This is a genomic window from Sporosarcina sp. JAI121, assembly GCF_013408665.1.
GTDB lineage: Bacteria > Bacillota > Bacilli > Bacillales_A > Planococcaceae > Sporosarcina.
Map to the genome: position 1 here is coordinate 1,089,598 of NZ_JACCCL010000001.1, position 12,294 is coordinate 1,101,891.

The 12,294-nt window shown below is 45.3% G+C and carries 8 protein-coding genes; all 8 read left to right on the forward strand.

Translation table 11 applies throughout. The features are described from left to right. Positions 1-3 precede the first annotated feature (3 nt). The 8 genes from HDC33_RS05155 (at position 4) to nusA (ending at position 12,287) form a co-directional block, all read left to right on the forward strand. Complete coding sequence (locus tag HDC33_RS05155) at positions 4-798, forward strand: undecaprenyl pyrophosphate synthase (RefSeq protein ID WP_179391427.1); 795 nt, start codon at positions 4-6, stop codon at positions 796-798. After that, entirely contained in the window at positions 795-1,589 is a 795-nt protein-coding gene (locus HDC33_RS05160; protein ID WP_179391428.1) for a phosphatidate cytidylyltransferase, read from the forward strand. Before HDC33_RS05155 ends, HDC33_RS05160 begins: the two co-directional genes overlap by 4 nt. A gap of 19 nt (positions 1,590-1,608) precedes the next feature. Beyond that, entirely contained in the window at positions 1,609-2,754 is a 1,146-nt protein-coding gene (locus HDC33_RS05165; RefSeq protein WP_179391429.1) for a 1-deoxy-D-xylulose-5-phosphate reductoisomerase, read from the forward strand. 43 nt (positions 2,755-2,797) lie between these two features. Further along, positions 2,798-4,063, forward strand: coding sequence for an RIP metalloprotease RseP (rseP, locus tag HDC33_RS05170; RefSeq protein ID WP_179391430.1), 1,266 nt, complete (start codon positions 2,798-2,800; stop codon positions 4,061-4,063). Between the two features lie 179 nt (positions 4,064-4,242). Continuing rightward, positions 4,243-5,949 (forward strand): proline--tRNA ligase, encoded by a 1,707-nt coding sequence (locus HDC33_RS05175; protein WP_179391431.1) that lies wholly within the window; start codon positions 4,243-4,245, stop codon positions 5,947-5,949. A gap of 69 nt (positions 5,950-6,018) precedes the next feature. Then, positions 6,019-10,329: a PolC-type DNA polymerase III gene (locus tag HDC33_RS05180; RefSeq protein WP_179391432.1), complete on the forward strand. Its 4,311-nt coding sequence runs from the start codon at positions 6,019-6,021 to the stop codon at positions 10,327-10,329. A gap of 258 nt (positions 10,330-10,587) precedes the next feature. Then, positions 10,588-11,064, forward strand: coding sequence for a ribosome maturation factor RimP (gene rimP, locus HDC33_RS05185; RefSeq protein ID WP_179391433.1), 477 nt, complete (start codon positions 10,588-10,590; stop codon positions 11,062-11,064). Between the two features lie 35 nt (positions 11,065-11,099). Then, the gene (gene nusA, locus HDC33_RS05190; RefSeq protein WP_179391434.1) at positions 11,100-12,287 is read left to right on the forward strand and encodes a transcription termination factor NusA; all 1,188 of its coding nucleotides are present in this window, start codon (positions 11,100-11,102) and stop codon (positions 12,285-12,287) included. Positions 12,288-12,294 lie beyond the last annotated feature (7 nt).

Here is a 12,294-nt window from a genome sequence, read left to right on the forward strand (position 1 = left end):
AACATGCTGGATAAACTTTTTCGAAAAAAAACTGTGGCAGCGGACGGTTCGATTTTGGATCGGATTGCGGAGGTTCAAAATAGGCCGATGCCTGCGCACGTAGCGATTATTATGGATGGCAACGGCAGATGGGCGAAACAGCGCAACTTGCCAAGAATCGCAGGTCATCATGAGGGAATGAAAAAAGTCCGTCTAATAACACGCATCGCAAATAATCTTGGCATAAAAGTGCTTACGCTTTATGCTTTCTCCACAGAAAACTGGAAACGGCCAAAACCCGAAATAGATTTCTTGATGAAACTTCCAGGAGAGTTTCTTAGTACATATCTACCTGAACTAATCGAACAGAATGTGAAAGTTGAAATGATCGGGAACTTTGATATGTTACCGGCACATACGAAAAATGCAATTCGTAAAGCGATGGATGAAACTGCGCATAATGATGGTTTGACTTTGAATTTTGCGATGAATTACGGCAGCAGACTCGAACTTGTCGAATCTGTAAAAGAAATTGCTGCACTTATTGCTGAAGGAAAGATTGGTCCGGAAGATATCGATGAAAACCTTATCGGGTCCCACCTTATGACTGCTCACTTGCCGGAGCCCGATTTATTGATCCGCACAAGCGGAGAAGTAAGGCTGTCCAATTTCATGCTTTGGCAGTTGGCATACGCCGAATTTACTTTCATGGATGTGCTTTGGCCGGATTTTGATGAACTTTGCATGCTGAATGCAATTGAAGAATTCCAATTGCGAAACAGGCGTTTTGGAAGCGTAGAAGGGAAGGGGACCGTTTGAAACAAAGGATACTTACGGCAATCGTCGCGCTAATCTTATTCGTTCCATTTGTCGTAATAGGTGGATTGCCCTTCACAATCGCAATTTATGCTATAGCTACAATTGGTCTATATGAATTATTACGCATGAGAGACATCCAATTGTTTTCGGTTGTAGGTTTGTTGACGTGGGCGGCTCTAGTCGTATTACTAATGCCGATTGCTTGGAGTGACGCTGTTTTTGAAATACTTGGTTACACAAAGATTGAAATGGCGTTTGCTATCGTACTTATTTTATTGATTTATACAGTAGTCGTTAAAAATCGATATACATTCGACCATGTAGCATTTTCAGTAATGGGTGCATTATATGTCGGAATCGGATTCTATTATTTCATCGAAACAAGAATGTATGGAATTGAATATGTCGTCTACGCTTTGATGGTGATTTGGACAACGGACTCGGGCGCTTATTTCATAGGCAGGAAAATTGGAAAGCGGAAGTTGTGGCCGGAAATCTCACCGAATAAAACCGTTGAAGGATTTATAGGCGGAATACTATCCGCTGTTGTCTTTGCATTTATTTTTCAATACTTTTACCCGATTGCTTCAACGTATTTGATACTCATCGCTGTGACGGTTGTTGCATCGATTGTCGGACAACTGGGCGACCTTGTCGAGTCGGCATTGAAAAGGCATTATGACGTGAAAGATTCCGGACAGCTTCTACCTGGACACGGTGGAATCCTGGACAGATTTGATAGCCTCCTTTTCGTCCTGCCATTGCTTCACTTTTTACACTTTGTAGGTTAACGGAAAGGGTGTCTTTATGATGAAGAAAATCAGTTTACTCGGTGCTACGGGTTCTATTGGCATACAAACAATCGATATCATCGGCTCGAACCCGGAAAAGTTTAAACTCGTATCTTTTTCAGCTGGTTTGAATATTGATAAAGTACGGGAAATCGCTTCCGCTTTTCTACCTGATACCGTGTCGGTGATGAAACTAGAAGATGCTCAGAAGTTGCAAACGGAATTCCCAGCCATACGCTTTGTCCATGGTGAAGAAGGGCTTGTTGAGGTAGCGGGTCATACAGGTGCTGATATACTCGTCAACGCAGTCATCGGCAGTGTTGGACTCAAACCGACGTTAGAAGCGATACGCGCAGGTATCACCATCGCCATTGCCAACAAAGAAACGCTTGTCGCGGCAGGCGATGTTGTTATGAGTGAAGCCCGTAAATTCAACGTTCCGATCCTGCCGGTGGACAGTGAGCATTCAGCACTTTTCCAAGCGTTGAACGGCGAAAATCCGAAACGGGTTACCCGGTTGATCCTGACAGCATCAGGGGGTAGTTTCAGAGATCTTACGAGGGATGAGCTTTCCAATGTAACGTTGGCGCAGGCACTAGCCCATCCGAATTGGTCGATGGGCAATAAGCTGACCATCGACTCAGCGACGATGATGAACAAAGGTCTCGAAGTAATTGAAGCACATCATCTTTTCGCAATGCCCTATGAAAAAATTGATTGCTTACTTCACAAAGAAAGCATTATCCATTCCATGGTCGAGTTTGAAGATACAAGCGTTATGGCGCAGCTAGGCTCGCCGGATATGCGGGTTCCAATCCAATATGCCCTGACATATCCGGATCGGATTCCGATGCAAAACGCAAAACCGCTTCGTCTTGAGGAAATCGGCAAGCTGCACTTTGAGAAAATGGATCTGCTCCGTTTCAAGGCATTGGGACTTGCATATGCCGCCGGGAAAGAAGGCGGGACAATGCCTGCCGCTATGAACGCGGCAAATGAAGTGGCTGTTGCGCTGTTCATGAAAGGACGCATTCCCTTTGTACAGATTGAAGAAATCATCGAACGTGTAATGGACACACATCGAACAAATTCCGCACTTGAACTTGAAGCGGTTTTGGAGACGGATTCGCTTACTCGGAAAATTGTATATGCTATGATAGAATAAGCTTTTTAGAAAAGGCCAAATAGGTCAGTGAAGGTGGTTTTTTATGGAAACCGTTATTGCGTTTATCATTATATTCGGTTCTCTGGTCTTTTTCCATGAACTGGGACATTTCTTGTTTGCAAAAAGAGCTGGAATCATGGTGCGTGAATTCGCAATCGGATTCGGGCCTAAAATTATTGGACTTCAAAAAGGTGAAACGTTATATACCATCCGACTATTGCCGCTTGGCGGTTACGTCAGGATGGCAGGTGAAGACTTTGATACGGTTGAATTACTACCGGGCTATCGTGTAGGTCTTGTGATTAATGGGGCGAATGAAGTTGAAAAAATTTATTTGAACCGCAATGTTGCCAATCCTGACGTTCTGTTCCTTGAAACGGAATCATCCGATTTGGAAAAGGAACTGTTCATCGAAGGATATGATGAAGAGGGACAGCTTGTTCGTTACAACGTATCCAGACAAGCGATCATTTTCGAGAAGGGGCAGAAAACGCTCATCGCACCGTATGACCGCCAATTTGAATCGAAATCGGTCGGCAGCCGGGCGATGGCTATTTTTGCAGGTCCATTGTTCAACTTTATTCTATCTTTCTTCATTTTCCTTGCAATCGGCTTGTTACAAGGGGTTCCGACGTATGAACCAATTATTTCGGATGTGGTCAGTGATGGTCCCGCACAAGCTGCCGGAATGGAAGAGGGGGATTTTGTCAAATCGGTTGACGGCAAACCAATCGTCACATGGCAGGAGTTTGCAGCAATCATTCAAAAAAGTCCTGGCGTTCCTCTCCAATTCGAGGTGGATCGAAATGGCGATTTGCTGACATTGGATGTAGTTCCGGACGCAGTTAAAGTTAAAGAGGCGGAAACGGAGATTGGCCAAATCGGAGTGCGTTATACAAGCCCGGTGATCAAAAATCCGTTGAAAGCAGTTCAATACGGAGCAGAAGAAACGATAACCTGGTTTATCAGGATTTTTGAATTATTAGGTATGCTCGTAACAGGTAAATTCACAATCGATGCATTATCTGGCCCTGTCGGTATCTATAAAGCGACGGAAGAAGTTGCGCAATACGGCGTATACCAACTCATGAACTGGGCCGCAATTTTAAGCATCAATCTTGGAATCATGAATCTATTGCCATTGCCGGCTCTTGACGGCGGAAGGTTGTTGTTCTTCTTGTTCGAAGCCATTCGTGGCAAGCCGATCGATAAGCAGAAAGAAGGAATGGTCCATTTTGTCGGGATTATGCTATTGATGGTACTAATGCTCGTTGTAACCTGGAACGATATCCAGCGCTTTTTCTTTTAATGAAAGTTTGAATGGCTATTTAAGTTGAAGCATTGAATGCGGTGTACAAACTGAGCGCAGGCACCATATAAGGTGCATCCGAAGCGCCGAAGTGGATTTGAAGTAAATCTGAACTTCAAATTATAATAGAATGAATAGCGAAGAATTTTTCCAAAACATTACTTGAGGTGGGACCATAGATGAAACAATCACGAACATTCATACCTACAATGCGTGAAGTGCCTTCTGATGCCGATATTAAATCGCATCAATTGCTGTTGCGCGCAGGTTTTATCCGCCAAAATACAAGCGGAATTTATTCATTCCTGCCACTGGGCAAGAAAGTACTCCAAAAAATCGAAGCGATTGTCCGTGATGAAATGGAAGCGATCGAAGCTGTCGAAGTGTTTATGCCTGCTATGCAACTGGCTGAACTTTGGCAGGAAACGGGAAGATGGTATTCATACGGTCCTGAGCTATTCAGGGTGACGGACCGTCATAAGCGGGAATTTGCACTAGGCGCGACACATGAAGAAGTAATCACTTCACTTGTCCGCGATGAAGTGAAATCGTATAAGAAACTGCCGCTAACAATGTTCCAAATTCAAACGAAGTTCAGGGATGAGCAACGTCCGCGTTTCGGTCTTCTAAGGGGACGCGAATTTATCATGAAAGATGCCTATTCCTTCCATTCGACGGAAGAAAGCCTTGATGTGAAATATCAGGAGATGAAGCAGGCCTATGCCAACATCTTTACAAGGCTGGGTCTTAACTTCCGGGCTGTCTTGGCAGATGGAGGTTCAATCGGCGGGACGGATACACATGAATTCATGGCATTATCCGATATCGGTGAAGACACGATTGCTTATAGCGATTCTTCGTCATACGCGGCCAATATTGAAATGGCCGAAGTGAATATGGCCTATGAGAAGTTGGATGAAGCATTGAAAGAAGTGGAGAAAGTCGCTACACCCGATCAACGGACGATTTCCGAAGTCGCGTCATTTTTGGACGTCGATGCGACTCGCCTCATTAAAACACTCATTTTCAAAGTGGATGAAGAACTAATTGCGGTCCTGTGTCGCGGCGATTATGAAATCAATGATATCAAGCTGAAGAACGCCCTCGGTGCATCTGAAGTTGAATTTGCATATGAAGGTGACGTCACAAAGCTTCTATCCTGCGAAGTCGGATCAATCGGTCCTGTTAAACTGCCAATCGATCTTAAGGTGATTGCGGATCATTCAGTCGCTTCTGTCGTAAACGGGGTTTGTGGTGCGAATGAAGATGGTTTCCATTTGACGAACGTTAATCCTGAACGTGATTTTGCTGTGGATCGCTATGAAGATCTTCGGTTCATCCGTGAAGGGGATGCTTCACCGGATGGCAACGGTACAATTAAGTTCGCTAAAGGGATTGAACTTGGCCATATATTTAAACTAGGTACGACATACAGCGAACCGATGGAAGGGACATTCCTTGATGAAAATGGACGAGCTAAACCATACATCATGGGCTGTTACGGCATTGGTATTTCACGTATACTTGCCGCTGTAGCGGAACAATATAATGATGAGCAAGGATTGAAGTGGCCTAAAAAAATTGCGCCATATGATGTCCATCTTATCGCTGTGAACCCCAAAGATGAGAGCCAGAAGGAATTGGCGGACGAATTGTATACTGTATTGAAATCCTATAGATACGATGTACTTTATGACGATCGTTCTGAACGGGCAGGAGTCAAATTCGCTGATTCGGATTTAATTGGCCTACCGGTACGGATTACTGTCGGAAAAAAAGCTTCAGAAGGAATCGTGGAAATAAAATTCAGGCAGACCGGTGAAACCGCTGAATGGCAAAAAGAAGAGCTGACTGAAAAGTTACAAGCATATTTCACAGCTGAATAAGTTTCGGGAAGGGAAGTCCGCAAATCGGTACTTCCCTTCTTTTTCACTGGTGAAAGACAGGAGGGGCTTATGGACGCTATAAATAAACTATATATCTTGCTGCAACAAATCGGTATGACAGATGACCAATTTGCCATCCACTTTGAACAAGCGGAACTCAACCGTGTGAACATCCATCGGAAATCGAGAGTGTGGCAATTTAATTTGACACTTACTAAACCATTGCCCGTTGATGTGTACACAGTATTTTCCCAACGTATAAATGAAACATTCGCCGCAATTGCCACGGTCAAACTCCATATAACTTCCAATGCCCTTGATATCGATAACCAACAGCTCACTGATTATTGGCCGTTCATCATAGAGGAAATGAGTGACATGTCGCCGCCGATTAGAGAACGGCTCGTAAGTCAAAAACCGGTCATGGTGGGCGGTAAAATGACACTTCTATGTACAAGTGATATGGAACTGCAAACGCTGAAAAATAAATATGCCGGTCTCATTTCGGATGTCTATACATCATTCGGCTTTCCGAGGCCCGCAGTCGATTTCAAGTTGACGGAAGAAGATAGCGAGGCGGAAGCCGCCCGCGAAGCATTTGTTGCACAAAAGGAAGCGGAAGAAGAAGCACTTGGTCAAAAAGCGCTTGCCGATTTGAAACAACGGGAAACAACTAAGAAAGAAAATGGCAATATATCCGGACCGTTCCGTCTTGGGACACCCATTAAGCCTGATGAACCAATGCTTGAAATTCAGCATATTCAAGACGAGGAGCGCCGCGTGACGATCGAAGGGTATGTGTTCGATACGGAAATACGTGAACTGCGCAGTGGACGATCTCTACTGACGATCAAAGTGACGGATTATACGGATTCGATTCTTGTGAAAATGTTCTCGCGGGATAATGAAGATGCGGAAATGATGAAGACATTGAAAAAAGGGGCTTGGGTCCGCGCACGCGGAGGTATCCAGAACGATACGTTCGTCCGCGATCTTATTATGATGGCCCAAGACATTATGGAAGTTTCACCGGTTATACGTAAAGACAACGCACCGCAGGACCGGAAACGGATTGAACTGCATGCGCATACGACGATGAGTCAGATGGATGCTGTCGTATCTGCATCCGCACTCGTTGAACAGGCAGCTAAGTGGGGGCATCCCGCAATCGCGATTACGGACCATGCGAACGTCCAATCTTTTCCGGAAGCATATTCCGCAGGAAAGAAAAATGGTGTGAAAGTTATTTTCGGATTGGAAGCGTATTTAGTGGATGACGGCGTGCCTATCGTTTTTGAAGAACAGCATCGAAAACTTGAAGACGATTCATATGTAGTATTTGACGTCGAGACCACGGGGCTATCAGCAGTATATGACACGATCATCGAGCTGGCTGCAGTCCGAGTGAAAGACGGTGAGATTGTCGAGACATTCGAAAGATTCTCGAATCCGCATCATCCTTTGTCATCTACTACGACAAAATTGACCGGAATTACCGATGACATGGTGAAAGACGCTCCGGAAATCGCGGATGTCACAAAAGATTTCATCGAATTCATCGGAGATTCGATTCTTGTTGCCCATAATGCAAAATTCGATATGGGGTTCTTTTACGAAGCATGCAAAAAAGCTGGTTTGGAAGCTGCCGCTTATCCGGTGATTGATACACTTGAGCTGGCCCGTTTCCTCTATCCGGAAATGGGGAATCACCGGCTTGGGACGCTGGCGAAAAAGTTCGGCATCGAACTGACTCAGGCTCACCGTGCAATCTATGATACCGAAGCGACTGCGCATCTGTTCCTTCGTTTATTGAAGGATGCGGAAGGAAAAGGCATCGAATACTTGGATGACTTTAACCGACATATTGGTGAAGGGGACTCATACAAACGAGCTAGACCATCGCATTGTACGTTGCTAGTGACGGATGATGAAGGGTTGAAAAACCTGTTTAAACTCGTATCTTATTCCCATATGGACTATTTTTTCCGCGTACCGCGTATTCCGCGTTCATTACTTGTCAAATATCGGAAAGGTCTGCTAGTAGGCTCCGGATGTGATAAAGGTGAAGTATTCGAAGGGCTTATGCAGAAACCGATGGATGAGGTGGAGGAGATTGCGAAGTTTTATGATTATCTTGAAGTACATCCTAAACCGGTGTACGCGCATCTCGTCGAACTTGAATTGATACGTGATGAATGGAATATGGAAGACATTATGCGAAAACTGATCAAGCTTGGAAAAAAAGTCGGTCTGCCGGTTTGTGCGACAGGCAATGTTCATTATATCGATGAGACGGATGCGACATTCCGCCAAGTCCTCGTCAGATCACAGGGCGGCGCCAATCCGATGAACAGACATTCACTTCCCGCCGTGCAATTCCGGACAACAGATGAAATGCTGGAAGAGTTCGCATTCCTGGGTGGACAGGTGGCGGAAGAAATCGTCATTGATAATCCTCATGCGATTTTGGAACGCATCGGCGATGTAAAACCGATTAAAGATGATCTTTACACGCCGACGATTGAAGGCGCCGACGGAGAAGTGCGTGAATTGACGTATTCGATGGCACATGCCATTTATGGCGAACAATTGCCCGAAATCATCGAAGCGCGCATCGAAAAGGAATTGAAGTCAATCATCGGCCACGGGTTCGCGGTAATCTATCTCATCTCCCATAAACTTGTAAAGAGATCACTTGACGATGGATATCTCGTTGGATCACGGGGCTCTGTAGGCTCATCGCTTGTCGCGACGATGATGGAAATAACCGAAGTGAATCCGATGCCACCACATTACGTGTGTCCATCCTGTAAGACATCCGAGTTTTTTGACGATGGATCCGTCAGTTCCGGATACGACCTTCCGGACAAAGCGTGTCCATCTTGCGGCACGATGTTCAAAAAAGACGGTCAGGATATCCCATTCGAGACATTCCTAGGTTTCAATGGGGATAAAGTTCCCGACATCGACCTCAATTTCAGCGGTGATTATCAAGGGCATGCCCATAACTATACGAAAGATTTGTTCGGTGAAGATTTTGTCTACCGGGCGGGAACAATCGGTACAGTCGCCGAGAAGACCGCATACGGCTATGTGCGCGGCTATATGAACGATAACAATTTGAACTTCCGCGGCGCGGAAATTGATCGGCTCGTGCAGGGCTGTTCAGGCGTTAAACGGAATACGGGTCAACATCCCGGCGGAATTATCGTTGTCCCTGATGATATGGATATATTCGACTTCACGCCGGTACAGTTTCCGGCGAATGATTTGAATTCAAGCTGGATGACGACTCATTTCGACTTCCATTCCATCGATAATAACTTGTTGAAGCTCGATATCCTCGGTCACGATGATCCGACAATGATTAAAATGCTGCAGGATTTGTCCGGTATCGATCCGTTGACGATTCCGCCGGACGATAAAGGCGTCATGCAATTATTCAGCGGTACGTCTTCGCTTGGGGTCACGCCGGAGCAGATCGGCTGTAAAACAGGTACGCTCGGTGTACCGGAATTCGGGACAAGATTCGTACGCCAGATGCTTGAGGAAACGAAGCCGTCGACGTTTTCGGAACTAATTCAGATTTCGGGATTATCCCACGGTACGGACGTCTGGCTCGGCAATGCCCAGGAATTGATCCAGAATAAGACTTGCGAACTATCCGATGTTATCGGCTGCCGTGATGACATCATGGTGTACTTGATCTATCAAGGCCTAGAACCTTCAATGGCGTTCCAAATCATGGAGTTCGTCCGGAAAGGCCGTGGACTTACACCGGAGTTTGAGGCGGAAATGAAAGTCCAAGGTGTGCCGAACTGGTACATCGAATCGTGTAAAAAAATAAAATATATGTTCCCGAAAGCGCACGCGGCCGCCTATGTACTGATGGCGCTGCGTATCGCCTATTTCAAAGTGCATCACCCTATCCTTTACTATGCAACATATTTTACAATACGGGCAACCGATTTTGACCTTTTGACGATGACGCAGGGATCGGCATCAATACGGGCTCAAATTAAAGAAATCAATACAAAAGGGCTTGATGCAACACCGAAGGAAAAGAACTTGCTTACAGTGCTAGAACTCGCGCTGGAAATGTGGGAACGCGGTATTTCATTGTTAAAGCCGGATTTGTACAAGTCTGATGCGACGGAATTCCTCATTGAAGGCAACACATTGATCCCGCCATTTAATGCGGTTCCTTCCCTTGGGACGAACGTAGCAAAATCAATTGTAGAAGCACGGAAAGACGGGGAGTTTCTTTCGAAAGAGGACTTTCAGCAACGCGGTCGTGTTTCGAAGACGATTGTCGAATATATGGATACACTTGGCTGTCTGGAAGGAATGCCTGAGGCGAATCAGCTTTCCCTCTTCTAGCACAATGTTTGCACCATTATTTTTCATATGGTATGATGGGAACAACTTTTGTAATAGTCTTGCGCAAAAAGAGTGGGATTTCCCGCTCTTTTCTGTTGTTCTGTACTGTTTTTTAACATTATTTCGCGGAAATCCGGACTTCCGCCGAGTAACGTTAAAGCCTCCGGCGGATGCCACGGATTTTGTAGTGATGTTAATCGCAAAATCTGGACGCAAATACGCCGAGGCGTATTTGATTGAGAATTCGGGAGGGATAAGATGAGTAATATTGCGGAAGAAATTGAAAAACTAGTTAGTCCGATCGTAGAAGAACTGAAACTGGAACTTGTCGACGTGGAATTTGTAAAAGAAGGTAGAGACTGGTTTTTACGAGTCTATATCGATACACCTGACGGGAACATTGATATTGAGCAGTGCTCTCAAGTTAGTGAAAAGTTGAGTGAGGAACTCGATCGCATTGATCCGATCCCCCAAAACTATTTCCTTGAAGTATCTTCCCCAGGTGCTGAGCGTCCGCTGAAGAAAGAAGAGGATTTTCAAAATGCGATTGGACAGTTCGTATTTATCAAGACATACGAGCCCATCAACGGGATGAAAGAGTTCGAAGGTTATTTGTTAGCGTACGGCCCGGATGCCGCAGAAGTTGAAATACGTATTAAAACCAGGAAATTGACTGTGGAGATCGACAAGGATAAAATCGCGCTTGCCCGTTTAGCCATCGATTTTTCTGCATAAACAATTTGTATAATTGAATAGTGGGAGTGATTAACATGAGTAGTGATCTACTCGATGCATTGACAGCCCTTGAAAAGCAAAAAGGCATTTCCAGGGACGTGTTAGTAGAAGCAATCGAAGCGGCACTTGTAACGGCATACAAACGAAACTTCAATCAAGCGCAGAACGTGCGTGTTGACTTGAACCTTGCAAAAGGGACGATGAAAGTCTATGCCAGAAAAGACGTCGTCGAAGAGGTTGAAGATGATCGGTTACAAATTAGCCTTGAAGATGCACACAAAATCAACCCCGCTTATGAACTTGAGGATGTTGTCGAGGAAGAAGTGACACCCCGTGATTTCGGCCGTGTAGCAGCTCAGACTGCGAAACAGGTTGTAACACAGCGTGTACGGGAAGCTGAACGTGGAATCATCTATGAGGAATACGTCGACAGGGAGGACGATATCGTCAATGGTATCGTTGAGCGGCTGGACGCACGTAACTTATATGTCGGTCTTGGAAAAGTGGAAGCCGTTTTACCGGTTGGGGAACAGATCCCGACTGAAACATATCAACCGCATGACCGCATCAAGGTTTATATCACAAAGGTTGAACGTACTTCACGCGGGCCACAAGTCTTCGTATCAAGAACCCATCCAGGGCTTCTCCGCAGGCTGTTCGAACTCGAGGTGCCAGAAATATTTGAAGGTATCGTCGACATCAAATCGATTGCACGCGAAGCGGGTGACCGTTCAAAGATATCTGTCCATACGAACAATGAAGAAGTGGATCCGGTTGGTTCATGTGTAGGTGCAAGAGGTGCAAGGGTTCAATCGATTTCAAACGAACTGAATGGCGAAAAAATCGATATCGTTGAATGGTCTGAGGATCCGGCTATATTTGTAGCAAATGCGCTTAGCCCATCGAAAGTGATTGACGTTCAAGTGAATGAAGAAGAACGATCGACAATGGTTGTTGTACCTGACTACCAATTATCGCTGGCAATCGGCAAGCGCGGACAGAATGCAAGACTCGCTGCTAAGATGACAGGCTGGAAAATCGACATCAAGAGCGAAACGGATGCGCGTGAGCTAGGAGTTTACCCGCGGGCTTTCACAGAGTCGGACGAAAATAGCCAGTTGGATGAGGATGCAAATGAAATCGATCCCTACTTCGTTGAAGACGAAGTTACGGAAGATGTTGAAACTGAAGCGATCGATCTGTATACGGATAACGAAAACTGAGACGAAA